Origin of the sequence: Rubrivivax gelatinosus (genome assembly GCF_016583785.1) — a bacterium.
Classification (GTDB): domain Bacteria; phylum Pseudomonadota; class Gammaproteobacteria; order Burkholderiales; family Burkholderiaceae_C; genus Rubrivivax; species Rubrivivax gelatinosus_B.
Map to the genome: position 1 here is coordinate 59,449 of NZ_NRRU01000006.1, position 25,590 is coordinate 85,038.

General features: G+C 68.8%; 29 protein-coding genes. 12 read left to right on the forward strand and 17 right to left on the reverse strand.

Annotated elements, in window-relative coordinates; all coding sequences use genetic code 11:
* Positions 1-5: 5 nt before the first annotated feature.
* From bchL to CKO43_RS03055, 11 genes are read left to right on the forward strand one after another with little or no spacing between them, the layout of a single operon-like run.
* A complete protein-coding gene (gene bchL, locus CKO43_RS03005; protein ID WP_200226445.1) occupies positions 6-914 on the forward strand; it encodes a ferredoxin:protochlorophyllide reductase (ATP-dependent) iron-sulfur ATP-binding protein in 909 nt (302 codons plus the stop codon).
* A 5-nt stretch (positions 915-919) separates the two neighbouring features.
* On the forward strand, positions 920-1,621 hold the full coding sequence (gene bchM, locus CKO43_RS03010) for a magnesium protoporphyrin IX methyltransferase (RefSeq protein WP_200377787.1): 702 nt from the start codon (positions 920-922) through the stop codon (positions 1,619-1,621).
* A complete protein-coding gene (locus CKO43_RS03015) occupies positions 1,618-3,066 on the forward strand; it encodes a BCD family MFS transporter (RefSeq protein ID WP_200377788.1) in 1,449 nt (482 codons plus the stop codon). Before bchM ends, CKO43_RS03015 begins: the two co-directional genes overlap by 4 nt.
* A 25-nt stretch (positions 3,067-3,091) precedes the next feature.
* A complete protein-coding gene (gene puhA, locus CKO43_RS03020; RefSeq protein ID WP_200226440.1) occupies positions 3,092-3,850 on the forward strand; it encodes a photosynthetic reaction center subunit H in 759 nt (252 codons plus the stop codon).
* Positions 3,847-4,530, forward strand: a complete 684-nt coding sequence (gene puhB, locus CKO43_RS03025) for a photosynthetic complex putative assembly protein PuhB (RefSeq protein ID WP_200226439.1) — start codon at positions 3,847-3,849, stop codon at positions 4,528-4,530. The genes puhA and puhB overlap by 4 nt, the downstream gene beginning before the upstream one ends.
* 8 nt (positions 4,531-4,538) lie before the next feature.
* Positions 4,539-4,994 (forward strand): photosynthetic complex assembly protein PuhC, encoded by a 456-nt coding sequence (gene puhC, locus CKO43_RS03030; RefSeq protein WP_200226438.1) that lies wholly within the window; start codon positions 4,539-4,541, stop codon positions 4,992-4,994.
* 19 nt (positions 4,995-5,013) lie between these two features.
* A complete protein-coding gene (gene acsF / locus CKO43_RS03035; protein WP_200226437.1) occupies positions 5,014-6,090 on the forward strand; it encodes a magnesium-protoporphyrin IX monomethyl ester (oxidative) cyclase in 1,077 nt (358 codons plus the stop codon).
* Positions 6,091-6,103: 13 nt separating this feature from the next.
* Positions 6,104-6,934: a putative photosynthetic complex assembly protein PuhE gene (gene puhE, locus CKO43_RS03040; protein WP_200226436.1), complete on the forward strand. Its 831-nt coding sequence runs from the start codon at positions 6,104-6,106 to the stop codon at positions 6,932-6,934.
* Positions 6,924-7,955 carry a phytoene/squalene synthase family protein gene (locus tag CKO43_RS03045; RefSeq protein WP_200226435.1) on the forward strand — a complete coding sequence of 344 codons (1,032 nt, stop codon included), beginning with the start codon at positions 6,924-6,926 and terminating at the stop codon, positions 7,953-7,955. The genes puhE and CKO43_RS03045 overlap by 11 nt, the downstream gene beginning before the upstream one ends.
* A gap of 11 nt (positions 7,956-7,966) precedes the next feature.
* Entirely contained in the window at positions 7,967-8,113 is a 147-nt protein-coding gene (locus tag CKO43_RS03050; RefSeq protein WP_200377789.1) for a hypothetical protein, read from the forward strand.
* A 10-nt stretch (positions 8,114-8,123) separates the two neighbouring features.
* A complete protein-coding gene (locus CKO43_RS03055) occupies positions 8,124-8,390 on the forward strand; it encodes a hypothetical protein (protein ID WP_200226432.1) in 267 nt (88 codons plus the stop codon).
* 162 nt (positions 8,391-8,552) lie between these two features.
* Here CKO43_RS03055 and CKO43_RS03060 read toward each other — a convergent pair whose 3' ends face one another.
* From CKO43_RS03060 to CKO43_RS03130, 15 genes are all read right to left on the reverse strand, one after another.
* Positions 8,553-9,263, reverse strand: coding sequence for a carotenoid 1,2-hydratase (locus tag CKO43_RS03060; protein ID WP_200226431.1), 711 nt, complete (start codon positions 9,261-9,263; stop codon positions 8,553-8,555).
* A 137-nt stretch (positions 9,264-9,400) separates the two neighbouring features.
* A complete protein-coding gene (gene crtD / locus CKO43_RS03065; protein WP_200226430.1) occupies positions 9,401-10,978 on the reverse strand; it encodes a 1-hydroxycarotenoid 3,4-desaturase CrtD in 1,578 nt (525 codons plus the stop codon).
* Positions 10,971-11,741, reverse strand: coding sequence for a spheroidene monooxygenase (locus CKO43_RS03070; RefSeq protein ID WP_200377790.1), 771 nt, complete (start codon positions 11,739-11,741; stop codon positions 10,971-10,973). The genes crtD and CKO43_RS03070 overlap by 8 nt, the downstream gene beginning before the upstream one ends.
* A gap of 42 nt (positions 11,742-11,783) precedes the next feature.
* Positions 11,784-12,881: a photosynthetic reaction center cytochrome PufC gene (gene pufC, locus CKO43_RS03075; RefSeq protein WP_200377791.1), complete on the reverse strand. Its 1,098-nt coding sequence runs from the start codon at positions 12,879-12,881 to the stop codon at positions 11,784-11,786.
* On the reverse strand, positions 12,881-13,858 hold the full coding sequence (gene pufM / locus CKO43_RS03080) for a photosynthetic reaction center subunit M (protein WP_200226426.1): 978 nt from the start codon (positions 13,856-13,858) through the stop codon (positions 12,881-12,883). The genes pufC and pufM overlap by 1 nt, the downstream gene beginning before the upstream one ends.
* Before the next feature lie 18 nt (positions 13,859-13,876).
* Positions 13,877-14,716: a photosynthetic reaction center subunit L gene (pufL, locus tag CKO43_RS03085; protein WP_200226425.1), complete on the reverse strand. Its 840-nt coding sequence runs from the start codon at positions 14,714-14,716 to the stop codon at positions 13,877-13,879.
* Positions 14,717-14,831: 115 nt separating this feature from the next.
* The gene (gene pufA / locus CKO43_RS03090; protein WP_200226424.1) at positions 14,832-15,035 is read right to left on the reverse strand and encodes a light-harvesting antenna LH1, alpha subunit; all 204 of its coding nucleotides are present in this window, start codon (positions 15,033-15,035) and stop codon (positions 14,832-14,834) included.
* An 11-nt stretch (positions 15,036-15,046) separates the two neighbouring features.
* Positions 15,047-15,271: a hypothetical protein gene (locus tag CKO43_RS03095; protein ID WP_242477791.1), complete on the reverse strand. Its 225-nt coding sequence runs from the start codon at positions 15,269-15,271 to the stop codon at positions 15,047-15,049.
* A 35-nt stretch (positions 15,272-15,306) separates the two neighbouring features.
* The gene (gene pufB / locus CKO43_RS03100; RefSeq protein ID WP_009857107.1) at positions 15,307-15,453 is read right to left on the reverse strand and encodes a light-harvesting antenna LH1, beta subunit; all 147 of its coding nucleotides are present in this window, start codon (positions 15,451-15,453) and stop codon (positions 15,307-15,309) included.
* A 135-nt stretch (positions 15,454-15,588) separates the two neighbouring features.
* A complete protein-coding gene (gene bchZ / locus CKO43_RS03105) occupies positions 15,589-17,052 on the reverse strand; it encodes a chlorophyllide a reductase subunit Z (protein WP_200226423.1) in 1,464 nt (487 codons plus the stop codon).
* Complete coding sequence (gene bchY / locus CKO43_RS03110; protein ID WP_242477790.1) at positions 17,052-18,581, reverse strand: chlorophyllide a reductase subunit Y; 1,530 nt, start codon at positions 18,579-18,581, stop codon at positions 17,052-17,054. The genes bchZ and bchY overlap by 1 nt, the downstream gene beginning before the upstream one ends.
* 8 nt (positions 18,582-18,589) lie before the next feature.
* Positions 18,590-19,594 carry a chlorophyllide a reductase iron protein subunit X gene (locus tag CKO43_RS03115; protein ID WP_200226422.1) on the reverse strand — a complete coding sequence of 335 codons (1,005 nt, stop codon included), beginning with the start codon at positions 19,592-19,594 and terminating at the stop codon, positions 18,590-18,592.
* Positions 19,591-20,544 (reverse strand): chlorophyll synthesis pathway protein BchC, encoded by a 954-nt coding sequence (bchC, locus tag CKO43_RS03120; RefSeq protein WP_200226420.1) that lies wholly within the window; start codon positions 20,542-20,544, stop codon positions 19,591-19,593. The genes CKO43_RS03115 and bchC overlap by 4 nt, the downstream gene beginning before the upstream one ends.
* Positions 20,545-20,694: 150 nt before the next feature.
* Positions 20,695-21,855, reverse strand: a complete 1,161-nt coding sequence (locus tag CKO43_RS03125) for an acetylserotonin O-methyltransferase (protein WP_242481036.1) — start codon at positions 21,853-21,855, stop codon at positions 20,695-20,697.
* Between the two features lie 27 nt (positions 21,856-21,882).
* Entirely contained in the window at positions 21,883-22,803 is a 921-nt protein-coding gene (locus tag CKO43_RS03130) for a polyprenyl synthetase family protein (RefSeq protein ID WP_200226418.1), read from the reverse strand.
* Between the two features lie 161 nt (positions 22,804-22,964).
* Here CKO43_RS03130 and CKO43_RS03135 point away from each other — a divergent pair, with 161 nt between their 5' ends.
* Entirely contained in the window at positions 22,965-23,285 is a 321-nt protein-coding gene (locus tag CKO43_RS03135) for a c-type cytochrome (protein ID WP_200226417.1), read from the forward strand.
* Here CKO43_RS03135 and dsrP read toward each other — a convergent pair.
* Complete coding sequence (gene dsrP / locus CKO43_RS03140) at positions 23,272-24,498, reverse strand: sulfate reduction electron transfer complex DsrMKJOP subunit DsrP (RefSeq protein WP_200377793.1); 1,227 nt, start codon at positions 24,496-24,498, stop codon at positions 23,272-23,274. The two genes, CKO43_RS03135 and dsrP, sit on opposite strands and share 14 nt — an antisense overlap.
* 68 nt (positions 24,499-24,566) lie before the next feature.
* Positions 24,567-25,517 carry a 4Fe-4S dicluster domain-containing protein gene (locus tag CKO43_RS03145; RefSeq protein WP_200226414.1) on the reverse strand — a complete coding sequence of 317 codons (951 nt, stop codon included), beginning with the start codon at positions 25,515-25,517 and terminating at the stop codon, positions 24,567-24,569.
* Positions 25,518-25,590: the final 73 nt, after the last annotated feature.

The window sequence follows — 25,590 nt, forward strand, 5'->3', positions numbered from 1 at the left end:
CGGGCATGAACACGACCACGATCTCTCCGAGCCAGATCGGCCGCGGCGCTCGCCCTGACGGCGACGGCAGCGTGCAAGTGCAGATGGAAACCGGCGCCAAGCTCGGCAACGCCAAGATCTTCGCGATCTACGGCAAGGGCGGCATCGGCAAGAGCACGACCTCCAGCAACCTGTCGGTGGCTTTCAGCAAGCTCGGCAAGCGCGTGCTGCAGATCGGCTGCGACCCGAAACACGACTCGACCTTCACGCTGACCAAGCGCATGGTGCCCACCGTCATCGACGTGCTCGAGACGGTGAACTTCCACCCGGAAGAGCTGCGTGTCGAGGACTTCGTCTTCGAAGGCTACAACGGCGTCATGTGCGTCGAAGCCGGCGGCCCGCCGGCGGGCACCGGCTGCGGCGGCTACGTCGTCGGCCAGACCGTCAAGCTGCTGAAGGAGCACCACCTGCTCGAAGAGACCGACGTCGTCATCTTCGACGTGCTCGGCGACGTGGTCTGCGGCGGTTTCGCCGCCCCGCTGCAGCATGCCGACCGGGCGCTGATCGTCACCGCCAACGATTTCGACTCGATCTTCGCCGCCAACCGCATCGTCCAGGCGATCGGCGCCAAGGCGAAGAACTACAACGTGCGCCTGGGCGGCATCATCGCCAACCGCTCCGACGCCACCGACCAGATCGACAAGTTCAACGACCGCATCGGCCTGCGCACGATGGCGCGCATCCCGGCGCTGGACGTGATCCGCAAGAGCCGGCTGAAGAAGGCCACGCTGTTCGAGATGGAAGACACGCCCGAAGTGCGGGCGGTGCAGGCCGAGTACCTGCAGCTCGCCCAGCGCCTGTGGGACGGCGTCGACCCGCTGTACTGCGAGCCGATGCGCGACCGCGACATCTTCGACCTGCTGGGTTTCGATTGAGCGCCATGGACAACGCCAGCTATCAGAACCGCCGCGGCGAGGTCGAGCACTACTTCGACCGCACCGCCGCCCAGACCTGGGCGCGGCTGACCTCGGACGCCCCGGTCAGCGGCGTGCGCGCCACCGTGCGCGCCGGCCGCGACCGCATGCGCACGACGCTGCTGTCCTGGCTGCCGCAGGACCTGCGCGGCCGGCGCGTGCTCGACGCCGGCTGCGGCACCGGCGCGGCCTCGATCGAACTCGCGCGCCGTGGCGCCGACGTGCTCGCGATCGACCTGTCGCCGACGCTGGTCGGCTTCGCCCGCGAACGCCTGCCCGAGTCGCTCGGCCCGGGCTCGATCGACTTCCGCAGCGGCGACATGCTCGACGCCGCGCTCGGCCGCTTCGACCACGTGATCGCGATGGATTCGGTGATCCATTACGACGCGCCCGACGCGGTACAGGCGCTGGCCCGACTGGCCGAACGCACCTCGACCTCGATGGTGTTCACCTTCGCGCCGCGCACTGCGCTGCTGGCGCTGATGTTCGCCGTCGGCCGCGCCTTCCCGCGCGGCGACCGCTCGCCGTCCATCGTGCCGGTGGCGCCCGAGAAGCTGCGCGCGCTGATGGCGGCGCATCCGGATCTGGGCGACTGGCAGTGGGGCCGCAGCGAGCGTGTTTCCAGCGGCTTCTACACCTCGCAAGCCACGGAGTGGAGACGCACTTGAAGGCAACCCCGGCCCTGCCCGACCCGCTGCGCGAATGGCTGCAGCGCGTCGTGCCGCGCCTGATGCCTTTTGCCGACGCCGCCAGCCCGGGGCTGCCGCTGCCGCGCCTGCTGCGCCTGGCGCTGTTCCAGGTCTCGGTCGGCCTGGCCACGGCGCTGCTGGTGGGCACGCTCAATCGCGTGATGATCGTCGAGCTCGGCGTGCACGCCTGGATCGTCTCGATCATGGTCGCGCTGCCGATGCTGGCGGCGCCCTTCCGGGCCTTCGTGGGTTTTCGCTCCGACGTGCACGCCTCGGTCATCGGCTGGCGCCGCGTGCCCTACATCTGGCTGGGCACGCTGATGCAGTTCGGCGGCCTGGCGATCATGCCGTTCGCGCTGCTGGTGCTGACCGGCCAGGGCCAGCTCGGCCTGGGCTGGGTCGGGCAGATCTTCGCCGGCATCTCGTTCCTGCTGGTCGGCGCCGGCCTGCAGACGACGCAGACCACCGGCCTGGCGCTGGCGACCGACCTGGCAAGCGAAGAGTCCCGCCCGCGTGTCGTCGCGCTGATGTACGTGATGCTGCTCGTCGGCCTGGTCGGCGGCGGCATGAGCTGCGCGGCGCTGCTGTCGGACTTCTCAGAGCAGCGCCTGGTGCAGGTCGTGCAGGGTGCGGCGCTGCTGACGGTGGCACTGAACCTGATCGCCGTCTGGAAGCAGGAAGCGCGCGACCCGAACCGGCGCCGCAGCAAGGACCAGCCCGCGCCCGAGTTCCGCACGATGTGGCGCGGCTTCATCGAGCAGCCCGACGCGCGCCGCTTCCTGTGGATGGTCGGCCTGGGCACCGCGGCCTTCAACATGCAGGACATCGTGCTCGAGCCTTACGGCGGCGAGATCCTGAAGCTGAGCGTCAGCGCCACCAGCACCCTGACGGCGCTGCTGGCGGCCGGCTCGCTGGTCGCGTTCGCGCTCGCTGCACGCTTGCTGGCGCGCGGCTCGGACCCCTTGCGCGTGGCCGCCAGCGGTGCCGTCGTCGGGCTGCCGGCCTTTGCGCTCGTGCTGTTCGCCGCGCCGCTGGACTCGCCGATGATGTTTCGCGTCGGCACCGTGCTCATCGGCTTCGGCGCCGGGCTGTTCTCCGTCGGCACGCTGACCGCGGCGATGGGGATGGAGCGCCGTGAACACGTCGGCCTGGCGCTCGGCGCCTGGGGCGCCGTGCAGGCCACGGCGGCGGGTGGTGCCGTTGCGGCCGGCGGTGCCGTGCGCGACCTCGTGTCGGGCATGGCGACTCAAGGTTTGCTCGGACAGGTACTGGTCAGCCCCGTGACCGGTTATACGTTCGTGTATCAGTTCGAGATCGTCCTGCTGTTCGCGGCGCTCGTCGCGATCGGCCCGCTGGTAGGCCGCGCGGGGCGGCGGCGGCAGACTGCACAAAACCAATTCGGACTGGCCGATTTCCCCGGCTAGCGAGATTCGCGAGAAGGAGAACCCCATGGGAACTGGTGCCATCACATCCTACGTCGACGTTGCGCAGCTCGTGCTGTACGCCTTCTGGGCGTTCTTTGCGGGCCTTGTCTATTACCTCGTGCGCGAGAACCACCGCGAGGGCTACCCTGACATGGACAGCGGCACGGGCCGCGGTGTCATCACCGGCTGGCCGGTGCCCGACGCCAAGACCTACAAACTCGCCGACGGCCATGAACACGTCGTGCCGAAGGCCGAGCCGTCGCAGGCCGACATCGCCGCCGAACCCGCGCACGCCTGGACCGGCGCGCCGCTGGTCCCGACCGGCAACCCGCTGCTCGCCGGCGTCGGCCCGGGCTCGTGGACCGAACGTGCCGACCGCGTCGACACCGACGGCGACGGCGGCGTTCGCATCCTGCCGCTGCGCCTGGTGCCGGACTTCGACGTCGCCCATCAGGACCGCGATCCGCGTGGCCTGCCGGTGGTCGGCGCCGACGGCGTCGAAGCCGGAACGGTCGTCGACCTCTGGGTCGACACGCCGGAAAACCTGTTCCGTTACCTCGAAGTCGAACTGCCCGGCGGTGCGCGCAAGCTGCTGCCGATCAACTTCGTCAACTTCAAGCGTGACGCGGTCAAGGTCAAGGCCATCCTCGGCTCGCAGTTCGCCGACGTGCCGACGACCAAGCACCCGGAACAGGTGACGATGCTGGAAGAAGAGAAGATCTGCGCCTACTACGGCGCCGGCACGCTGTACGCCGAGCCGTCGCGGCAGGAGCCCCTGCTGTGACACAGGGCCACCGGCACACCACCGGGCACGAGCACGATTACGAGCCCGTGCACGGCCTGCCGGAGGTCCTGCCTGTCCAGGAGCACATGCTCTGGCAGGGCAGCCCCGACTGGCGCGCGCTCGCCCGGCGCGCCTTTCACGTGCCCGCGCTGGTGCTGTACTTCGCCGCCGTTCTGGCGGCGCGTGTCGCTTACGTGCTGAGCCAGGGCGGCAGTTCCGTCGACGCACTGCGTGCGCTCGTCGTGCTGCTGCCGCTGGTCGTGTTCGCGATCGCGCTGATCGTCGGTCTCGCGTGGCTGACCGCTCGCGGTTCGGTCTACACGATCACCGACCGGCGTGTCGTGATGCGCGTGGGCATCGTGCTGACCGTCACCTTCAACATCCCGTTCAAGCGCATCGCCGCCGCCGGGCTGCGCCGTCATCGCGACGGCACCGGCGACATCCCGATCGCGCTGCTCGGCACCGACCGCATCGCCTTCCTGCACATCTGGCCGCACGTGCGCCCCTGGCGCTTCAGCAAGCCCGAGCCGATGCTGCGCTGCGTTCCCGATGCCGAGACCGTCGCGCGGCAGCTCTCCGAGGCCTGGTCGCGGGCCAACGAGACGCCGGCCGTTCCGGCCGCTGCCACCGACGGCCGCAGCGCCGCCGGCACGCTGGCCGGCCATGGCGCTGCCGCATGAGCGACGCGATGCCTGAGCAGACGCCGTATCTGACGCGCGGGCCGCTGATCGCCATCGGCCTGGCGCTCGTCGCCGTCATCATCGGCGTGGCCGCGGTGCGCATGAGCGGCCAGACCATACGCGCGCCCGACGGCGAGCCCGTCGCCGTGCGTGCGCTGAGATTCGAGGACCGACCCGACGGCAGCATCGCCGTCATCGACGCACGCGACGGCGTGCAGGTCGAATCGGTCCAGGGCGAGGCCGGGTTCCTCCGTGGGGCCCTGCGTGCACTCGCCCGCGAACGTCACAAGCGGGGCCTGGGCCCCGAACAGGCGTTCGAACTTGTCGCCCGGAACGACGGTCGGCTGACGCTGATGGACCCGGCAACGGGCCAGCGCATCGACCTGGAGTCCTTCGGCCCGACCAACGCAGCCGTGTTCGCACGTCTACTGAAGGTCGACAACCAGCAGGCTCCAGCCCGCTGACACACCACGGAGACCCCTCATGCTCGCGACCCCGACGATAGAGTCACCCGAAGAGGCCGCCCGCAGGGCCAAGGAGAGCACGCTCCTGAGCCCGCGCTTCTACACCACCGACTACGCCGCGATGAACCGGATCGACGTCTCCTCGATCCGCGCGGAGTGGGAGGCGATGCTGTCCGAGTACGAGGGCGACAACAACCACGACCACTTCCAGCGCACGCCCGAGTTCACGCAGGAAGTGGCCGAACGCTTCTCGCAGGTCTCGCCCGAACTGCGCCAGGAGTTCCTGGACTTCCTGATCTCGTCGGTCACCTCCGAGTTCTCCGGCTGCGTGCTCTACAACGAGATCCAGAAGAACGTCGACAACCCCGACGTCAAGGCACTGATGCGCTACATGGCGCGCGACGAGTCGCGCCACGCCGGCTTCATCAACCAGGCGCTGCGCGACTTCGGTCTCGGCATCGACCTGGGCGGGCTCAAGCGCAACAAGGCCTATACCTACTTCAAGCCCAAGTACATCTTCTACGCGACCTACCTGTCCGAGAAGATCGGCTACGCGCGCTACATCACCATTTACCGCCAGCTCGAGCGCCATCCGGACAAGCGCTTCCATCCGATCTTTCGCTGGTTCGAGCGCTGGTGCAACGACGAATTCCGCCATGGCGAGTCGTTCGCACTGATCCTGCGCGCCAACCCGCAGCTGATCTCGGGCCCGAACCTGCTGTGGGTGCGCTTCTTCCTGCTGGCCGTCTACGCGACGATGTACGTGCGCGACCACATGCGCCCGCTGCTGCACGAGGCGATGGGACTGGAGTCGACCGACTACGACTACCGCGTCTTCGAGATCACGAGCGAGATCTCCAAGCAGGTCTTCCCGATCTCGCTGGACATCGATCACCCGGCCTTCCGCGCCGGCATGGAGCGGCTGGTGCAGGTCAAGACCCGCATCGACGCCGCCAAGAAGCGCGGTGGTCTCGTCGGCCGCGTGCAGCAAGGCCTGTGGGCCGCGGCCGGTGCCGCGACCTTCGCCCGCATGTACCTGATCCCGGTGCGTCGTCACGCGCTGCCGGCACAGGTGCGCATGGCCCCGGCCTGGTGAAAGAGAGGACACGATGCTGAGCGTGGCGATCCCGGTGCTGTTCGCGGTGTTCGTCTGGTGGTTCAGCACCGGGCTGATCCTGCTGCTCGACGGTCTTCCGCGGAACACCTTCCGCTGGAGTCTGGTCATCTCCAGTGCGCTGGCGATCACCGCCTTCGCCGCACTGATGCATACCGCCGGCAAGACGACGCCGGCCGACGCCTACTGCGCGTTCACCTGCGCGCTGCTGGTCTGGGGCTGGCACGAACTGGCCTTCCTGACCGGCTGGATCACAGGCCCGCGCAAGACCGCGACGCCGGCCGGCGCGAGTGGCTGGACCCGCTTCGTGCACGCGATCCAGGCCATCCTGTGGCACGAGATCGCGATCATCAGCGTCGGCATCGCGATCGTCGCCGTCACCTGGGGCGAGCCGAACCAGGTCGGCACCTGGACCTACCTGGTGCTGTGGTCGATGCGCACCAGCGCCAAGCTGAACCTCTTCCTGGGCGTGCGCAACCTGAGCGAGGAGTTCCTGCCGGAACACCTGAAGTACCTCGTCAGCTTCTTCCGCCGCCGGGCGATGAACCTGCTGTTCCCGCTCTCGGTGACGGTGCCGACCATCGTCGCCGCGCTGATGGTGCAGGAGGCGCTGGCGCCGGCCACCTCGCCGGCGCTGCACGCCGGGCTGCTGCTGGTCGCGACCATGCTCGGCATGGCCGTCATCGAGCACTGGATGATGGTGCTGCCGCTGCCCGTGGCCGCCCTGTGGCGCTGGGCGCTGCGTTCCCGCGAGCCGGGCGAGCCGCACGATCCGCCGGCGCTGCTCGTGCCCCCTTCCGACAACAACCTGCTTCATGCCCGCTGAGTTGCGCGTCTCGACCGAGTTGCAGGCCTGCCGCGAACTGATGCGCGGTGGCTCCAAATCCTTCTTCGCTGCCTCGCTGCTGCTGCCGCAGCGTGTACGGGCGCCGGCCACCGCGCTCTACGCCTTCTGCCGCGTCGCCGACGACGCTGTCGACCTGAGCGGCGACCCGCATGCGGCGATGGCCGAACTGCGCACGCGACTCGATGGCGTCTATGCCGGCGAGCCGGCGGCGATCGCGGCCGACCGGGCGCTGGCCGGTGTCGTGCACCGCTATGGCGTACCGCGCCTGCTGCTGGACGCGCTGCTCGAAGGCTTCCTGTGGGACGCGGAAGGCCGCCGTTACGACACGATCGCTCAGGTCGAGGATTACGGCGCACGCGTCGCCGGCGCCGTTGGCGCGGCGATGGCGGTGATCATGGGCGTGCGCTCGCAGCAGGCGCTGGCCCGCGCCTGCGAACTCGGCGTCGCGATGCAGTTCACCAACATCGCGCGCGACGTCGGAGAGGACGCGCGCAACGGCCGCCTGTACCTGCCGCGCAGCTGGCTGGTCGAGGCCGGGCTGGACGTCGACGCCTGGCTGCGCAACCCGGTGCACTGCCCCGAGGTCGCGCAGACCGTGCGCCGGCTGCTGGGGGCTGCCGACGAGCTGTACGAACGTTCGGAACACGGCATCGCCGCGCTGCCGCGCGACTGCCGCCCGGCGATCCGCGCCGCGCGCCTGGTCTACGCCGAGATCGGTGCACGCCTGGACCGCGAAGGCCTGGACTCGGTCAACCGCCGCATCGTCGTTCCTGCTCGGCGCAAGGCCGCGCTGATGGCACGGGCCGCCTCGGCCGCGCTGAACACACCGGGCCGCGCCTACATCTCGATGCCGCCGCTGCCGGCGATCCAGTATCTGGTCGACGCCGCCGCGGCCTCGCCGGTGCCGGCGCCGCCACCGCGGCCGCCGCAGCGCTCGCTAGACGACCGCATCGGCTGGGTGATCGAACTGATGGAACGCCAGGCCGCGCGTCGCGCCTGAGCCGCTGCACGATGCAAAGCGCGCTGTCGGTCATCGTCGTCGAGACGTTGATGCTGCTTGCCGGTGTGGTCGCATTCGCGGGATGGCGGCTGATCATGTTCAAGCGCATCAGCCGAAACGCGCAGAACTTGCGCGACGGCGGCCCGCAAGCGCGCTAGATTCCATGCCATGGTCGAGAAGGTCTTCGCCGCAATCGGGCTCAGCGTCTGCGTTGCCCTGCTGCTGGGCATGCTGATCGGTCGTGGCCGCGTCCAGCAGATGCTGATGCGCGCGCGCGCCGCCTGGCGCTGGAGCCGCCAGCGCCGCAGTGCCGAGCGTGAAGCGGTCGAGGTGATCGAACGCGCACGCCGCGGCGGCACGACGGTTCAGCGCGAAGGCAACATCTACCGGCCCAGCTCGTTCAACGGCCGCCGAGCCGACGACCACCAGGACTGAGCCTGGACACGCAAGGCCGGAAGGCCTTGCGTGCCTGGCTCAGGCTCTCGCGCGATTTCACGCGCGAGAGCTGAGTTGGGACGATCAAGGCCGAACGCCCTTGATCGCAAGTCCAGGCTTGAGTGCTACTTCACACGCGGCCGCCAAGTCGGGGCCCCGAACTCAGCCCCGCCTCGGCATGCGCCACGGCAGCATCAACCGCACCGGCAGCGTGACGACGCGCGGCAGCACCATGGTCTCGTGCACCGAGACCACCTCTTCCCCGAGCAGCCCCGAGCGCAGCATCGACCGCGCATAGAACGGCGTGTCCTCCAGCGTCTGCAGCACCGTCGCCGGCACCTCGGGCTCGGTGCGCATCGTGCGCGCGATGCGCCACAGCGTCGTCGGCAGGGCCTGGCGCGGTGGCGCCTCGAAACTCTCGGTGCTGCCGTCGAGCAGGAAACGCTCGGCGATCACACGGTCGCCGCCCATCTTCTGGCGCACGTCGTAGATCACCGCGGTGCTGCCGTCGGCCAGCGTCGCGCGCGACCAGTCCCATTCGCGGAACGGCCGGTCTATCGGTTCGTCGCCTTCGTTCGAATCGAGGTAGGCGTGCCCGGTCCAGCGCACCCGCGGCGAGTCGAGCTCGACCTCGATACGGCTACAGGGCGCGATCGGCCCCCAGCGGTGCCGCCCGCCGCTGTCCAGCGCGGTGCTGAAGCGGCACAAGGCCTGGGGCCAGATGCGCACGCGCCCGCGCACGCGCTGCGGAATCGGGGCGCCGATCTCGTCGAACTCGACCAGCAGCGACTCGCCGTCCCATTGCAGCCGGCTCGGCCCGATGACGAACTCGTCGGCGCTGCGCCGGATCCAGCGTTTGCCGCGTTCGGTCATCGTCCAGCGTTTGCCGGCGTCGCCGTACAGCGCCAGGTTGAGCGCGCAGTGGTTCTCGGGGTCGGCGCCGGTCGCGTCCGACCCGCCGGCCCAGGCGTAATAGGGGGAAAAGACGCTGCCGACGAAGGCGATGAAGGTCAGGCCGTGCCGCCCGTCGTCGCTGAGCGCGTCGACATACCACCAGAGATAACCACCCGGCGGGACCGGCTGGTCGAATCGAGGTGCGCCAGCAGCGTCTCGGCCGCCAGCCGGCCGGACATCGCCGCCATCGGCACGCCCGGACCCGGGTGCACGCTGCCGCCCGCCAGATACAGCCCCGGCAGCCGGCTCGTCGACGACGCCCGGTGGAACGAGGACATCCAGCCGTGCGTCGCCGGGCCGTACAGCGCCCCGCCCGTCGCCGGGAACAGGCGCTCGAAGTCCGCCGGTGTCGCCAGCCGATGCGTCTGCGGGCTCCATTCCATCGTCAGGCCGCACTCGCGCATCAGCGCCAGACTCCGCTGCTCGCATGGTTCGGTCTCCGAAACATCGAAGGGCCGCCGGTCCCCGTCGGCCGGTGCGTTGACCAGGCACAGCAGGCGTTCGGGGGCGTCGGGCCCGGTTCCATCGTCGGTGCGATCCTGGGCACAGACGTACACCGTGCCGCGCCGCGGAAGGCGGCGCTGCCGGAAGATGTCGTCGAACTCCGACGCGTAATCGTCGTCGAAGAACACGTTGTGGCGCACCAGCGGAAAACCATCGGTGCGCGCGTTGACCAGCCAGGTCAGCGCGGACAGGGAACGCCGCGCCGGCGCCACCGCGGCGGTGGCACGGCGCGCCGGGTCGCCCAGCAGCCCCTGGGCGAGCGCATTGACGTCGCCGTTGAAGAGCACCGAGTCGGCGGCGATCTCCTCGCCGCCGGCCAGCCGCACACCGACGGCGCGGCCGTCGCGCACCAGCACCTGCTCGCAGGCACGGCCATAGTGGAACCGCACCCCGCGGCTCTCGGCGAGCGCGGCGAAGGTCCTGGCGACCGCGTGCATGCCGCCTTCGACCGCCCAGACGCCGTCGAGCTCGACCTGCGCGACCAGCATCAGCGTCGCCGGCGCGAGCCAGGGCGACGCGCCGCAATAGGTCGCGTAGCGCGCGAACAGCTGCTGCAGCCGCGGGTCACGGAAATGCCGCGACAGCGAGCGCCAGAGGTTGGAGAACGGGCCGATCTGCATCAGCGTCATCAGCCCGCGCGGGCCGAGGTCGCCGACCATGCTGCCCAGCGTCGGGCGCTCGGAGCGGATGTACGGCCCCTCGAGGTGGTCGTAGAGCTGGCGCGCCTGGCGGCAGAAACCGAGGAAACGGCGCGCCTCCTCGGGCCCGCTGAACTCGCCGATCGCCTCGGCGGAACGCCGGATGTCGGCGAACAGGTCCAGCCGCTGGTCCTGTCCACGCCAGGCATGGCGCGCCAGAACCCCCAGCGGCTGCAGCTTCAGCTGCTCTTCGACCGAGGTGCCGGCGGCGGCGAAGATCTGGTCGAAGACCCAGCGCATCGTGAACACCGTCGGCCCGGCGTCCATCGCCGCGCCGTCGACGACGACCTGGCGCATCTTGCCGCCCGGTGCGGCCGCCTTCTCGACCAGCGTCACCTGCAGCCCGCGGCAGGCCAGCAGCAGCGCGCTCGTCAGGCCGGCGATGCCGGCGCCGACGACGACCACGTGGTGGGTGCGCAGCGCCTCAGCCATATCGGCGCCCTTTCCAGACGCCCGTGATCGACTGCGGCGCGAAACGCACGAACATCGATTCCGAGAAGAAGTCGCGCGACGCGACGATGGCGCGCTGGTGGGCGCCGGTGCGGGCGTAGGCGTCCATTGCCGCCACGTTCTCCCAGATGCTGAAGGTGGCCTGGCGCAGCACCGGCGCTTCGCCCAGCCCGACCGCCAGCTGGCAGCCTGCGGTGCGCTCCAGCGAGTCCTGCGAAGGACCGGCGTTGGGCCAGAAGCGGTGCGCCCGCCCCGGCCGGATCGAGGCCCGGGTCAGCGCGGCGACCGGCCCGTCAGCCGGCGGCACACCGCCGACACGCGGCGTGAAGCCGTCCCAGCTACCGCGCACGCGGTACGGCCGGGCCTTCACGATGCAGAGTTCGCGGGCGTTCTCGCGGTAGCGCCGGGCCAGGTCCGAGCTCGCGAGAAACGCGTCAGCCGCGGCTTCGCCGTCGAAGAGCACGAACAGCCCCTGGCGGGTGCCGCTTGGACGCAGCCCGAAACCGCCCTCGTAGCCGGTTCCCAACTGTTTCGCGAACCGCACGCCGGGTTCGCGCCGGACCGGCGCGGCACCGGCAATGAAACGCCCGTAGCCCCACAAACGCGAGGCTGCGGCAACGTCGATGAGCAGCAGCACGGCGGTGTCGCCGCCGAGATCGGCGGCAGTCGCCGGGCCGTTTGAAAACGGCGACGCCGCCGAGCCCAGCTGCGGGACGTCGGCGGCGTTGCGGATGTCGTTCGTCATGTAAGGCGGCCGCGGCGAGTGCCGCGGCCGCTGGTCATCACGTCACTTGGTGGCGGTGGCCACCGTGGCAACAGGTTCCGACGCGGCGGCGTCGACCGGTGTGGCGACCGCAGCGGCAGCCGCAGCCGCGGGCGCCGGGCCCTTCAGACCGACGTAGTCCTTGGCCATCTGCGCGCCGTAGATCGGCTTGTAGGCACCTTGGTGGCAGGTGGCGCAGTTGATCTTGGCCACGTCGCCAGTCGGCCCGAGCCGGTGCGCCGGGAAGGTCTTGGTCAGCCCTTCCATGAACCCGTTGTTCAGGTCACGCGCCAGGCGAATGCCGTACCAGGCCGTCGCACGTTGCGGTGCGGCGTTGTCCCAGCTGCCAAAGCCATTGGTGTTGTGGCAGTAGGTGCAGTTGACGCCGAGCGCGCCCGCCATGTGCATCATCAGGCCATAGGTCTTCTCGGCCTGTTTGATGCCCGCGGTGGTCGTGCCCGTCGGCAGTGCCGTCGTGCCGTAGACCCGGACCTGGGTGTCGTCCTTCAGGAAGGTCGAGAACGGGTCATAGGGCAGCGAGGTCAGGCCCACCACCTTCTTGGCCTGGTTCTGGCCATCGAGGTTGCCGATGAAGTCCGCGCGCTTGTTCTGCGCTTCGGCCTTGAACCAGATCTCCTTGGGCACCGGCTGGCCACGGTGGCAGGTGTAGCAGGTGACGCCGGTGGCGGCGACGTGCTGCGTCCACTGCGCGTTGACCTTCTGCGTCATCTCGATCATGCGACGCGAGACGACCTTCTGGTACTTCGAGTCGTCGGCCAGATTGTCCGTGTGGCAGTAGGTGCAGCCCTCGGTCGGCGCCACCCATTGGGTGATCGCCGCCATGTGGCGCGTGAACTCGGCCACCGACAGATGGCCCAGAACCTTGACGTTCTGGAACACCTGCCCGGCGCGCGGGCCCGAATCGTCAGCCACCGGCGTGCCGGCCGGAGCTTGATTCAGCGGAATCTGCTCGGCCAGCGTGCGCGGGTTGACGATGTGCTGCATCCCGGTGCCGCGGTAGCCCCGCTGCACGGAGTCAACCGGCGGGCGCTCGCATCCGGCGAGCAGGGCCGCCGCAGTCACGGCGACGGTAAGGGTCGAAATGCGAACCGCGAGTGCCATCACTTGACTCCCTGCAGGGTGGCGGGGTCGATCGTGGGCGCGAACACAGCCGGATACGACGGTGCCACGCCGTGCTTGACGGCCCACAGATACCAGTTGTCGACGACGGTGCCCGACAGCAGGATGCCGATGCCGCCGGTCAGCGGGCACAGCACGGCGAACCACCACGCCCAGCGGTGGATCGACTCGGTCGTCGCGTTGAAGCCCATCGTCCAGCGCCAGAACAGCTGGGCGCGTTCCGAGGCGGTACCGCGGTCGGCGATCTGCTCCAGTTCACGCTCGCCACCGAAGCGGCTGACGGCCAGGATCGTCGCACCGTGCATCGCGAACAGCAGCGTTGCGCCGTACAGGAAGGCGATCGAGAGCGCGTGGAACGGGTTGTAGAACAGGTTGCCGTAGCGCAGCGAGAACGCGGCGGTCCAGTCCAGGTGCGGGAAGATGCCGAAAGGCACGGCTTCCGACCAGCTGCCCATCAGCACCGGGCGGATGAAGCCCAGCACCAGATACAGCCAGATCGCGGCGGCGAAGGCCCACGCGACGTGCGTGCCCATGCCCAGGGCGCGAGCCCGGGTGTACATGCGCACCCACCACAGCAGGATGGAGATCGTCAGGAACAGGCCCGCCATCAGCCACCAGCCGCCGTCGTTCAGCGGCGGCAGCTTCAGGCCGTACTTCGGAGACGGCGGCTCGAGCGCCAGCCAGAAGAACTGGCGCAGGAACTCGATCGGGTCCCAGCCGACCGAGGCCAGCATGTTCAGGCCGATGATCAGCGTGGCCAGCGAGCCGAAGACGATCGACATGATGCCGAGCGCGCCGAGATAGATCGGCCCGATCTGCGCCATGCCCAGGCGACCCAGCAGGTGAACCTGCCAAGGCTTCTTGCCGGTGCGCGGGCTGTCCTGTTCGGGCAGCGGCACACCCATGTGCGCCGGCCCTGCGACCTGCACACGCGTGAAGATGTTTTGATATTCAGCCATTGGGTTTCTCCTGCGGGCTCACTTGAGCGGCCACTGACTCCAGATGGGCATGTTCAGCCACCAGCCCCACCACTCCGGCCAACCGCGGGTCCAGAACGGACCGCTGATCACGATGCAGACCGCGCTCCAGAAGGCCGCCGACAGCGCCAGGAACAGACCCAGGCGGTGGATACCGAGCGAACCGATCGAATAACCCACGGCGTCGCGGAAGAACGTGTCTTCGTGATCCGTCGTCTTCATCGGCTCACCCTTCTTCGGGTTCGCCGCGGACAGGATCAGACCCCCGTGCATGGACATGGCGAGCGTCGTCGTGAAGAAGAACGTGATCGCCAGCATGTGTGCCGGGTTGTAATGGAAGTGCAGGTATTGGTAGCCAACGTTCGACACCCAGTCGAGGTGACTGAAGATGCCGTACGGGAACCCATGGCCCCAGGCGCCCATGAGCAGCGGGCGGATGACGACCAGCGTGACATAAGCCAGGATCGCGAAACCAAACGCGATCGGCACGTGGAATTGCATGCCGAGCTTGCGGCAGATTTCCACCTCACGCAGTGCCCACGAGACGAAAGCCCCGATGGCGCACACCGTGATCAATTGCCAGAGCCCACCTTCGAGCAGCGGCGCGACGCCCAGCCCGTAAGACAGGTCCGGCGGCGCAATACTGATCTGCCAAAGATTCCACGTCGGCCCCTGCGAAGCGCCCCAGATGATCAACGCGGTTCCCAGGACCGAGAAGAAGAGCGTCGTGACGCCGAAGAAGCCGACGTAGAACGGCCCGACCCAGAAGTCGAAGAGATCGCCCCCGACCAGCGTGCCGCCGCGCACCCGGTATTTCTTCTCGAAACTCAGCATTGCCATATTGATTCCTCCGACCGACGGGTCGCCACCGACAACCCGAACGGCGAGTTTGTAGTTGCAGCGGGTCGAAACCGGTCGAGACCGGTTCCGCCCGCATGCACTGGCGAGGCGCTTTTTACTTCGCCTGCGCCAGGGACGTCACTTCGGCAGGAACCGGGGCGGTTGCAGACGCCACCGGCGCCTTCTTCGCGCCGTCCAGCCAGTTGAACTTGTTCGTGCCCAGCAGCATCAGATGAATCAGCACGGCAAGACCAAGCAGGAACACCGCCTGAGCCACCATGGCGCGCATCGGATCGAACAGACGCCAAATTCTCCACATAATCCAAGCTCCTATAGCAAATGCGACATGAAGGTATATACCGCTGCCTTAACGCCGCCAAAAATAGATTTCACACCTTCAGCCCCCGGCAACCAGGAACGCCAGTGCCAACCGAGCAATTGCCCGATGAGGGCAATGATCAGAAACGCCACGTAGCTGAGCGCGAAGATGACCCAGAAACTTCTGGAGTCACTCGCCGCGAGCGGCTTGGGCATTGCAGATTCGATATGGGCCATAACGCTCCCCTTTGACGGGTCAAGCTAGCAGGTACTTAGAGCCAGGGACGCCAGACCCAGACCAGGAAGTGGGCGACGACGGCGACCGCCGTGAAACCCACGAAACCCTGAACCCAGAACTTGTGGAACTCCTGGGCTTCGTCGTCGGTGAGCCCGGAGATCGAGCCCTTTCTTTCGGCCATGAGGAAACTCCTTCTAAAGCGGCCAAGTGGCCGCGTGCGCACAAGACCCGCGCACGGTGGGCAGCCGCGGCAGAGTGCCACGACATTCGGAAAGTCCACTGATCGCGGACAGGAATCGTTGAATGGAGCACCGATTCATGCGGGCTCCTTGTGGCCGAGCAGCTGGCGCACACGCCCGGCGGTGACACGCTCTTCGCCGGCGGCACCGGCTTCGCGTTCCGCACGGTCGCGCAGCTGCTTGGCGGCCGAGATCTGGACCAGCACCGGCTGGCGCGCGACGTAGTCCTGCAGCACCTGCTGCGCTTCGTCGTCCCAGGGCCTGGAGTCGCCGCGGCGCGACGGCGTCGCGTCGATGCGATCGAGCTCGGTGCCCAGCGGCAGGATGTTGAACAGCGCGTCGAAGAGCGCGTTGCAGAACTCCTGCACCAGGTAGGTGGCGCCGGCGTAGCCCATGAAGGGCGTGCCGGTGTGGCGGCGGATGATCGCGCCCGGGAACGAGGCCGGGATGTAGGCCGGCTTCGGCCCATGGCCGGCAGTCGTTTCCGCCAGGTACATGCGCTCGTTGTAGCTGCCGAAGAGCACCAGCGGCGTCTTCGTGTGCACCAGCTCGCGCACGCTCTGGTTGTCGGTCTTCTCGCCGGACTTGCGTGCAATGGCGAAATTGCACGGCAGGCCGAGCTCGTCTTCGAAGAAGTGGCGCACGCCGCGCGCGTAGGTCTCGCCGGCGACGATGCCGAAGTTGGCGGTGCCGAAGAAGTCCTGAGTCACCGAGCGCCACAGGTCCCAGATCGGCTTGATCGTCGTGTGCTTCTCGCGCTCGATGAACGGTTCCGGGTCCAGGTTCAGCAGGCGGCCGAGTTCACGCAGGAAGGCGGTGGTGCTGTGCAGCCCGATCGGCGCCTGCAGGTACGGACGCTCCAGCGCCTCACACAGCATGCGGCCGAACTCGCGGTACATGCAGACGTTGACGTCGGCGTCGACGAGCTTCTGCACGTCGGCCAGGTGGCTGCCGAGCGGGAACACCATGTTCACCTCGGCGCCTATGCCTTCGACCAGGCGCCGGATCTCGTGCAGGTCGCTCGGCATGTTGAAGCTGCCGTAGCTCGGGCCGATGATGTTGACGCGCGGCTTCTCGCCGGCCGGGCGCTGCTCGAAGGGCACGCGCGCCGGCACCTTGCGCAGGCCGTATTCACTCCAGAGCCAGAACATCGCGCGGTTCGCGCATTGCCACTGGTCCTCGTCGATCGTGCGCGGCAGGAAACGCTGGATCGTCGTGCCTTCGGGCGTGACGCCGCCGCCGATCATCTCGGCGATCGAGCCGGTGACGACGACCGCCGGCAGGTCCGGGTCGAGCGCCGCGTGCGCGCGCTTCATCGAACCTTCGGTGCCTTCGCGGCCGAGCTGTTCTTCGCCCAGGCCGGTGACGACGATGGGCAGCTCGTGCGGCGGCAGCGCGTCGGTGTAGTGCAGCACTGCGGTGGCCGGCAGGTTCTCGCAGCCCACCGGGCCGTCGATGACGACCTGCAGCCCCTTGATCGCGGTGAAGACGTACACCGCGCCCCAGTAGCCGCCCGCGCGGTCATGGTCGATCACGTACATCAGATCATCTCCTCGGCCTTGCGGCGCTTCTGGAGCTTGATGACCTGACGGCGCGTCTCGGCCCGGAACTCGGGGCGCAGCTGCGGCACGTCTTCCCAGACGCCGGCGTTGTCGCCGGAGCCAACCTCGCCGAAAAACTCGCGCATCTGCTGGAAGCGCGCCTTGTTCGCGATGGCGGCGTTGATGACCTGGGCGAGCGAACCGGCACCGGCCGGGCCCATCAGCGGGCGCGCCGAAATCAGGTTCGTGAAGTACAGCGCCGGGATCGTGGCCTGCTTGGCGGCCTGCACGACCGGGGTCGTGCCGATCGCGAGGTCGGGGCGGAACTCGCGCACCGCGGCGATGTCCTGCTCGAGCGAAGCGCGGTACTGCACGTGCACGCCGCGCGCCTGCAGCCATTCGAGATCAGGCGCGCTCCACGGCGTCTTCGGGCAGGCGGTGCCGACGTAAGGCACTTCGGCGCCGCTTTCGACCAGCAGGCGCGCGACCAGCAGTTCCGAGCCTTCGTAGCCGGAGACGACGACGCGGCCCTTGATCGGCGTGGCGGCGAGCGCGCCCTTGATGGCACGCAGCCACTTGTTCTTGGACGCGTCGATCATCGCCTGCGGCACGTTGCAGGCGCGGCCGACGGCCTGCAGCCAGGCTTCGGTGCCGTCGTGGCCCACCGGGGCGGACGCGACGATCGGGCGACCCGCGGTCTCGAACTCGCGGATGCTGGCGGTGTAGAACGGGTGGATCGCGGCGACGGCGGCGCAGTCCAGCGCGGCGTACAGCTCGCGCCATTCACGCGTCGGCACCACAGGGCCGGCGGCCAGGCCCATCGGCTCGAGCATCATGCCGATGCCCACCGGGTCGGCCGGGAACATCTCGCCCAGCAGCGTGATCGTCGGCTTCTCGCTGACGCCGCCGCGCGGCGTGGCCACCGGGCCGGCTTCGGCCTCGCTGCGCGCCACGCGCAGCATCGCGCCGGCGAGAACGTCCTTGGCCTCGGCATGCGTGGGCACGCCGAAACCCGGAACGTCGATGCCGATGATGCGAACGCCGTCGATCTCCTTGGGCAGCAGGCGCAGCGGCACACCCGAGGCGCTGGGCACGCACAGGTTGATGACGACGACGGCGTCGTACTGCTTCGGGTCGGCGAGCTTGTGCACGGCCTCGCGGATGTCCTCGAACAGCTTGCCGGTGACCAGCGTTTCGCTGCTGAACGGCACGTAGCCGATCGAGCGCCGCGCGCCGTAGAAGTGGGCGGTGAAGCTCAGACCGTAGACGCAGCAGGCCGAACCCGACAGCACGGTCGCGGTGCGGCGCATGCGCAGGCCGACACGCAGCGAACCGAAGGCCGGGCACATGCTCTGCGGCTGGTCGTGCGGGCCCGCGCCTTCGGGCAGCGGGTAGTCGCGCGCGTACTGCTGCAGCAGCTCGCCGTTGCCCGATGCGGCAGCGGCGGCCAGCATCTGGTCCCGGCCCGCGTGGCAGCCCAGGCCATCGGCCTCGGGCGCACCAGGGTTGGAGTGCTTGAGCTCGTCCATCGCCGTGCTCAGGCCTGGTCGTAGACGACTTCGAGCGTCGGGCGGACGATCTCGTCCTTGCCGACCATGTCCTTGATCGTCGCCGGCTCGAGCACGATGTCGCGGCCGGTGGTCTCGGACGAGAACAGGCCCAGCAGTTCATCCTGCGTCAGCGGCTTCGGGCGCACCGGGGGCGCTTCGGCGACGTTGCTCGCGAGTTCCTCGAACAGCGGCCCCCAGGTCGTGCCCGGGCGGGCGACGATCTCGTAGGCGGCGCTCTTGCGGCGGATGTCCTCGTTGGCGGGGATCGCGGCCAGCACCGGGATGCCGACGTTGGCGGCGAAGGCCTGGGCTTCGCCCGTGCCGTCGTCCTTGTTGATCACCATGCCGGCAACGCCGACGTTGCCGCCCAGCTTGCGGAAGTACTCGACCGCGCTGCAGACGTTGTTGGCGACGTAGAGCGATTGCAGGTCGTTGCTGCCGACGACAATGACCTTCTGGCACATGTCGCGTGCGATCGGCAGGCCGAAGCCGCCGCAGACCACGTCGCCGAGGAAGTCGAGCAGCACGTAGTCGAAGCCCCAGTCGTGGAAGCCGAGCTTCTCCAGGGTCTCGAAGCCGTGGATGATGCCGCGCCCGCCACAGCCGCGGCCGACCTCGGGCCCGCCGAGTTCCATCGCGAACACGCCGTCGCGCTTGAAGCAGACGTCGCCGATCTGCACCGCCTCGCCGGCCAGCTTCTTCTTCGAGCTGGTCTCGATGATGGTCGGCGTGGCCTTGCCGCCGAACAGCAGGCTGGTCGTGTCGCTCTTCGGATCGCAACCGATCAGCAGGACCTTCTTGCCCTGCTGCGCCATCATGTAGCTGAGGTTGGCGAGCGTAAAACTCTTGCCGATGCCGCCCTTGCCGTAGATCGCGATGATCTGCGTCGTCTTGGTCACCGGGTTCGTGGACACCGCATCGGGTTCGATCGCCGCTTCGTTCTTCAGGCGCTCGTCGCGCATGAGGATGACTGGCGAGGTGGTCTGACTCATCGCGTACTACTCCAGTCGAGGACCATCTTCAGGCAGTCCGGGTCGCCGAACGCGATGCGGTATGCGTCGGCGGCTTGGGACGGGTTGGCGTGATGGGTGATCAGGCCGTCGAGCGACAGGCGCCCGGTTTCGGCCAGTTCCTTCACCGCCAGCAGATCGGGGCGCTGCCATTCGGCGGCGCACCGGATTTGCGCTTCGCGCATGAACGCGGGCGCAAAGTTGAAGTGCAGCGGGTCGGTGTAGAAACCCGCCAGCACGATCTCGCCGCCACGCGCCAGGCGCAGGACGAGACGATCCAGGATCGAGGAGTCGCCGCTGACGTCGAAGATGGCGCGGTAGTCGCGGCGCGGGTCTTCGTCGGGGTGGACGACGGTGTAACCCGTCGCGCCCTGCGCGCGGGTCGGATTGGTTTCCCAGACGGTCGGCGGCGCGAAGCCGGCGACGACGGTCATGCGAGCCAGCAGGCGGCCGAGCACGCCGTGGCCGACGATGAGGTCGGGCGCGACGATGGGCGTGCGCTTGCCGCCGCCGGCGACCGAGTGATAGGCGGTGGCGGCCAGCGCCAGCAGCACGGCTTGTTCGCCCAGGGAGTCGGAGACCGCGCAGACACGCGAGCCGGCAACGACGACACGCGAAGCGGCACCGCCGAAGAGGCCACGCACCTCGCCGTAGCACAGAGCGCCGGGCACGAACACACGTTCGCCGACCTTGTGGTGGGCGTTGGCACCGGCCTGCACGACGCGGCCGACGGATTCGTAACCGGGCACCAGCGGATAGCCCATGCCGGGGAAGGCCGGCATGCGCCCGCTCCACAGCAGCTTTTCGGTGCCGGTGGAAATGCCGCTGTACTCGATGTCGACGACCAGATCTTCGTCGGTCGGCGGCGTCAGTTCGAGCTCACGCAGGACGAGGTGCTCGGGCTGCTCGAGCACGATGGCTTGGGTCTTCATGCAGCCCTCCACGCCGAGCGCATACGGGGCTTCGACGGCATCACGGGCCGTGCCTGCGAACGGTGCTTCATCGGCTTCAACATCACGACGTCATCTTAAGCTGACAGTCCCGTGTGTCAAGGTGGCTGGACATGCCTTAGATCAGGAAAGTTAAGCCGAGCAGCGGGCGACCAGAACGCCAGCCTGCAGCGGCATATGCGTGGGCAGCGAACGCACGCTCGCGAACCCCGCTTCGTTCAGCAAACGAGTCAGGTGCGCCGCAGAACGCGGACGTCCGCGGCCCATCGCCAGCAGGTAGAAACCGAAGTAGGCGTCGCCGATCGGCTCGACGCCCGGAACCTCGGCCATCGCCTCCGCCAGCACCAGGGTGCCGTTGTCGGGCAAGGCGCGGCGCACGTTCTTGAACAGCGTCAACACTCGTTCATCGGGATGGTCGAAGGCCACCCGGACAAGGGAGATGACGTCGGCGCCACGCGGCAGTTCGTCGGCGAAGAAGTCGCCACCGAAGGCCCGCGAACGGCCGCCAATGCCCCAGGTCTTGAAGTTGTCTTCGGCGCGGCGGGCGACGGCCGGCAGGTCGAAAACACGCAGTTCCAGCCCCGGCACCTCGGCGGCCACGGCGCGCACGAAAGCGCCCTCGCCGCCGCCCACGTCCATCAGCACGCGGTGGCGGCCGAACCGGTAGGCGTCCAGCACCTCGCGCGCGACCAGCGGCTGCGAGGCCGTCATCAGCTTGGAGTATTCGGCGACCTTCTCGGTGGCCAGTGTGGCCGGCTGCCCGGGGCCGGCATCGGCCGCAGCGGCATACGGCCAGTAGCCAGCCATCGCCGGTGCACGCCCTTCGCCGCGCAGCAACGCCACGGGGTCGGCCAGGTCGCCGTACAGCGTCGCGTGGTGCTCGACCATCGCCGTGATCGCCTCGTTGGCGACCAGCGGCGCGCCGAGACGACCCAGCGTCACGGTGTCGCCGCCCTGCAGGTCCAGCAGTTCGAGCGAAGCGGCCGCGGCGACCAGGCGGCGCATCGCGTCCGGGCTCATCGCGCAGCGTTCGGCCATCAGCGCCAGCGGCAGCGGCCCGTCGGCGAGCATGCCGAACAGGTTCAGGCGCACGCAGGCCAACAGGATCTGCGAATAGACGAAGCCGGCGAGCAGATCGAAGAGTTCACGCGCGTGCCGGCGCGCCACCGGGCGCGTCAGCGGGAACGCGGCGGCCCAGCGCTGGAAGCCGGGGCGTGCGATCGTGCGGTGTTTCCAGTCGCGAAACCGTTCAGCCAGCGTCTGCGAACGGCGAAGCCCGGCCTGCGGCCTCATCTCGGCTCTGTCCATCTTGTAACGGGGTCAGGCGGTCTGCGTCGGCGAGGCGGCGCGCACCGCGGCGCGCTCGGCCAGCTCTTCGATGTTGGCGCACCAGGCCTTGGGCACCAGACGCTCGGCCTCCAAACGCACCATCTGGCGCAGCATGCCGGCGCCCTTGCAGGACGGGATGGCGTCGATCGCGCCCTGGACCAGGCGCTCGAAATGTTCGACCGCACCGACCAGGCCGTGCTGGATCGCCGAACTCGGGCGGCCGAGCACGACGTCGCGACCGACCGGCTTGCCGAGCTGTTCGGGGTCGGCGAGCGCGTCGCGCAGATCGTCGGCCACCTGGTAGGCCTCGCCCAGCCAGTCGCCGAGCGCACGCCAGGTCTCGCCGTCTCCGCCCGAAGCCTGGGCGCCCGCAGCTGTTGCGGCCGCGAACAGTGCCCCGGTCTTGGCGCGCTGGTAGTCGGACAGCGCGACGCGCGGCTCGCACTCCCAGGCCTGGCCAGCAATGATGCCGGTCGGCGTGCCCACGCCCTGGGCGACGGTCTGCAGCACCCGGGCCATGCGCTCGGGATGGCGGCCACCGGCGGCGCCGAGGGTCTGGAAGGCGGTGACGATCAGCGCGTCGCCGGACAGCACCGCCAGCCGCTCGCCGAAAGCCTTGTGCACCGAGGGCTGGCCGCGACGCAGCGGCGCGTCGTCGAAACACGGCAGGTCGTCATGCACCAGCGAGGCGCAGTGGATCAGTTCGATCGCCGAGGCCGCGGCGTCGGCGAGCCCCGGGTCCGTGTCGCCGTTGGCCATCGCGACCGCGATGCACAGTTGCGGGCGGATGCGCGCGCCGCCGGGAAAGACGGCGTGGCGGATCGCGGCGGCCAGCTTCGGCGGGCAGCCGACGCCCTCGTTGGCGGCGAGCGCAGCTTCCAGCGCCTGTTCGATGCGGTTTTTTGTATTCATCGAGTTCCTCCGGCGACCCGGCACCGGATGGCGCAGCGCTGTAAGGTCGTCATGTCACGCCAAAGTGTCAACTGATTCTGACACGTGGACGACCTCTGTCAAGAAAGCGAAACTGACGCTGCTCAAGACAGACGCAGGCACCCTTTGGCCGAATGGAGCGCATGAACCTCAAGCCTTTTGTTCTCGCCGCCGGCCTCTGCGCTGCGGCTTGTGCCTCGCAGGCCGCCACGCCGGCCGAACTTGCAACCAAAGCCGGCTGCGCCGTTTGCCACCAGCCGGCCGCCAAGAGCCTGGGCCCGAGCTACCAGGAGATCGCGAAGAAGTACAAGGGTCAGGCCGGCGCGCCGGCGCTGATGGCCGAGCGTGTGCGCAAAGGCAGCACCGGCGTCTGGGGCAAGCTGCCGATGACGCCGACGCCGCCGGCGCGCATCAGCGACGCCGAACTGAAGACCGTGATCGACTGGATCCTCAAGACGCCTTGACGGCGTCGGCCGGCCGCGCCCGCACGCGGCCGGCGTCTATCGCCAGCGCGGCCTTGGCCAGCAGCGTGAAGACGATGGCGCCGAAGGCCCAGATGCCCAGCGACACCAGCCATTCGCGCCAGCTCGGCGTGTATTCGAAGATCTCGCCCAGCGGCGTCGGGATGTAACCGGGCACCACCAGGCCCATGCCCTTCTCGATCCAGATGCCGGCGAAAGCCAGCGCGCAGGCCAGCGCCAGCAGCCGCGGCGTGCGCCGCAGCGGGTGGATGGAGAGGATCACGACCGCGACCGTGTTCAGCGCCAGCGCACTCCAGATCCAGGCCTGCAGCCCGCCTGCGCCCGCCAGCCCGAAATACAAGTAACGCATCGAGGCCGCATGCGTGGTCTCGTTGTAGAAGTCGGTGAAGAGTTCGACGCCGACGAAGAACAGGCTGATCTGCAGCGCCACCGTCATGACGACGGCGAGCAGCTCGATCACCGACTGCTGCAGCGCCAGCCCGCCCCAGCGCCGCAGGGCCAGCAGCGCCAGGATGATCAGCGCCGGCCCGGAGGCGAAGGCCGAGGCGATGAAACGCGGCGCCAGCAGCGCGCTGTGCCACAGCGGCCGCCCGGCGTTGGCCGAGAACAGGAAGGCGGTGACGGTGTGGATCGAGATCGCCCAGAAGATCGCGAGCACGACCACGGGGAAATACTTCGCCGTCTGCGCCTCGCCGCCGCGCCAGCGCGCGTACAGCACGTAGGCCGGCAGGCCCAGGTTCAGCAGCAGGTAGCCGAAGAGCACGACCACGTCCCAGGCCAGCATCGACAGCGGCCAGTTGAAGCGGCCGACGATCGGCAGCATGTGCCAGATGCGTTCGGGCCGGCCGATGTCGACGGTGACGAAGAGCATCGCGCAGACCACCGCCGCCACCGCCAGCGCCTCGCCGAAGAGCACCACCTGCTTGACGTCGGCACGGTGGAACAGATAGGCCGGGATCACCAGCAGCACCGCCGCCGCGGCGATGCCGACGAGGAAGGCGAAGTTGGCGATGTAAAAGCCCCAGGAGACCTGGTCGCTCATGCCGGTGACGACCATGCCCTGCTGCAACTGGCCGGCGTAGGCGAAGGCGCCGGCCGCCGCGACCAGCGCCATCACGCCCAGAAAGAGCCGGTACGCCGGGCCGCCGCGCAGCATCTCGCGCAGGCCGTCGAGCACGAAGCGCAACAGGTTCACTGGAGCACCCTTCGGCCTGGCGACCGGTCCCGCCGGGCGGGAATGAGCCCCGGACAAGTCCTGAGGGCTCATGCCGGGCTCACGCGCTCGTCGCTGAAGTACCAGAACTTGGGCTCGGTACCCAGTTCCTCCTTCAGCCGGAAGACGTTCTTGTGCTCCAGCACCCAGCGGATCTCGCTCGTCGGGTCGAGCAGGTTGCCGAAGATGCGCGCGCCGGTCGGGCAGGCCTCCTGGCACGCCGGCTGGCGGCCCTTGCGCGTGCGCTGGGTGCAGAAGTGGCACTTCTCGACGACGCCCCGGGGCCGCGGGCGGTTGCCGAGGAAGTTGGTGTTCGGGTTCAGCTCGGCCGCCGGGATCTGCGGCTCGGTCCAGTTGAAGTGGCGCGCCCAGTAGGGGCAGGCCGTCATGCAGTAGCGGCAGCCGATGCACCAGTCGTAGTCGACGACGACGATGCCGTCGGGCTCCTTCCAGGTGGCCTTGGTGGGGCAGGCCTTGACGCAGGGCGGGTTGTCGCACTGCATGCACTGCATCGGCAGATACCAGTGGCCCGGCACCGGCACTTCCTTCGGGTCGTAATAGTGCTCGGCGGCCTCGAGGTCCATCGTGCCGTTGGGCATCTGCAGTACGCGGATGTACTGCATCTGCGAGTCGCGGCCGAGGTTGTTCTCCTGCACGCAGGCCTGGACGCAGTCGCGATAGCCCTTGCACTTGCTGATGTTCAGCGCGTAGCCGAAGACGGTGTTCGGCAGTGGCGGCGTGTCTTCGCAATGAACCTCGACGCCGAAGCGGCGTTTTGCATTGCGTTCGATGCGTTCCAGCGCGGCGTGGATCTCGTCCTTCGTCATGCGCTGGTAGTGGTCCTGCAGCAGGCCGCCCATCGCGTCCTGCAGCGTCTGGCCACCCCAGGCGCCGGTGGCATGGGCGGTCGCGGCGGCACCGCCGGCGGTGGCGACACCGGCCAGGAAACGGCGGCGCAAGGCGCTGAAGCCTTGGCCGTCGGACTCGGGCTTGCGGCTCATTATCGGGCTCCGGAAGCGGCGCGCTGCCAGGCAGGCGCGGCGTGTTCGAGGACGCGCGGCGCCGGCTGCAGCC

Bases quoted from the DNA above. Each gene is read 5' to 3' on its own strand.
- bchL (WP_200226445.1), top strand. From the start codon at position 6: ATGAACACGACCACGATCTCTCCGAGCCAGATCGGCCGCGGCGCTCGC.
- bchM (WP_200377787.1), top strand. From the start codon at position 920: ATGGACAACGCCAGCTATCAGAACCGCCGCGGCGAGGTCGAGCACTAC.
- puhA (WP_200226440.1), top strand. From the start codon at position 3,092: ATGGGAACTGGTGCCATCACATCCTACGTCGACGTTGCGCAGCTCGTG.
- puhC (WP_200226438.1), top strand. From the start codon at position 4,539: ATGCCTGAGCAGACGCCGTATCTGACGCGCGGGCCGCTGATCGCCATC.
- acsF (WP_200226437.1), top strand. From the start codon at position 5,014: ATGCTCGCGACCCCGACGATAGAGTCACCCGAAGAGGCCGCCCGCAGG.
- puhE (WP_200226436.1), top strand. From the start codon at position 6,104: ATGCTGAGCGTGGCGATCCCGGTGCTGTTCGCGGTGTTCGTCTGGTGG.
- CKO43_RS03045 (WP_200226435.1), top strand. From the start codon at position 6,924: ATGCCCGCTGAGTTGCGCGTCTCGACCGAGTTGCAGGCCTGCCGCGAA.
- CKO43_RS03050 (WP_200377789.1), top strand. From the start codon at position 7,967: ATGCAAAGCGCGCTGTCGGTCATCGTCGTCGAGACGTTGATGCTGCTT.
- CKO43_RS03055 (WP_200226432.1), top strand. From the start codon at position 8,124: ATGGTCGAGAAGGTCTTCGCCGCAATCGGGCTCAGCGTCTGCGTTGCC.
- CKO43_RS03060 (WP_200226431.1), bottom strand. From the start codon at position 9,263: ATGACCGAACGCGGCAAACGCTGGATCCGGCGCAGCGCCGACGAGTTC.
- crtD (WP_200226430.1), bottom strand. From the start codon at position 10,978: ATGGCTGAGGCGCTGCGCACCCACCACGTGGTCGTCGTCGGCGCCGGC.
- CKO43_RS03070 (WP_200377790.1), bottom strand. From the start codon at position 11,741: ATGACGAACGACATCCGCAACGCCGCCGACGTCCCGCAGCTGGGCTCG.
- pufC (WP_200377791.1), bottom strand. From the start codon at position 12,881: ATGGCACTCGCGGTTCGCATTTCGACCCTTACCGTCGCCGTGACTGCG.
- pufM (WP_200226426.1), bottom strand. From the start codon at position 13,858: ATGGCTGAATATCAAAACATCTTCACGCGTGTGCAGGTCGCAGGGCCG.
- pufL (WP_200226425.1), bottom strand. From the start codon at position 14,716: ATGGCAATGCTGAGTTTCGAGAAGAAATACCGGGTGCGCGGCGGCACG.
- pufA (WP_200226424.1), bottom strand. From the start codon at position 15,035: ATGTGGAGAATTTGGCGTCTGTTCGATCCGATGCGCGCCATGGTGGCT.
- CKO43_RS03095 (WP_242477791.1), bottom strand. From the start codon at position 15,271: ATGGCCCATATCGAATCTGCAATGCCCAAGCCGCTCGCGGCGAGTGAC.
- pufB (WP_009857107.1), bottom strand. From the start codon at position 15,453: ATGGCCGAAAGAAAGGGCTCGATCTCCGGGCTCACCGACGACGAAGCC.
- bchZ (WP_200226423.1), bottom strand. From the start codon at position 17,052: ATGTACGTGATCGACCATGACCGCGCGGGCGGCTACTGGGGCGCGGTG.
- bchY (WP_242477790.1), bottom strand. From the start codon at position 18,581: ATGGACGAGCTCAAGCACTCCAACCCTGGTGCGCCCGAGGCCGATGGC.
- CKO43_RS03115 (WP_200226422.1), bottom strand. From the start codon at position 19,594: ATGAGTCAGACCACCTCGCCAGTCATCCTCATGCGCGACGAGCGCCTG.
- bchC (WP_200226420.1), bottom strand. From the start codon at position 20,544: ATGAAGACCCAAGCCATCGTGCTCGAGCAGCCCGAGCACCTCGTCCTG.
- CKO43_RS03125 (WP_242481036.1), bottom strand. From the start codon at position 21,855: ATGAGGCCGCAGGCCGGGCTTCGCCGTTCGCAGACGCTGGCTGAACGG.
- CKO43_RS03130 (WP_200226418.1), bottom strand. From the start codon at position 22,803: ATGAATACAAAAAACCGCATCGAACAGGCGCTGGAAGCTGCGCTCGCC.
- CKO43_RS03135 (WP_200226417.1), top strand. From the start codon at position 22,965: ATGAACCTCAAGCCTTTTGTTCTCGCCGCCGGCCTCTGCGCTGCGGCT.
- CKO43_RS03145 (WP_200226414.1), bottom strand. From the start codon at position 25,517: ATGAGCCGCAAGCCCGAGTCCGACGGCCAAGGCTTCAGCGCCTTGCGC.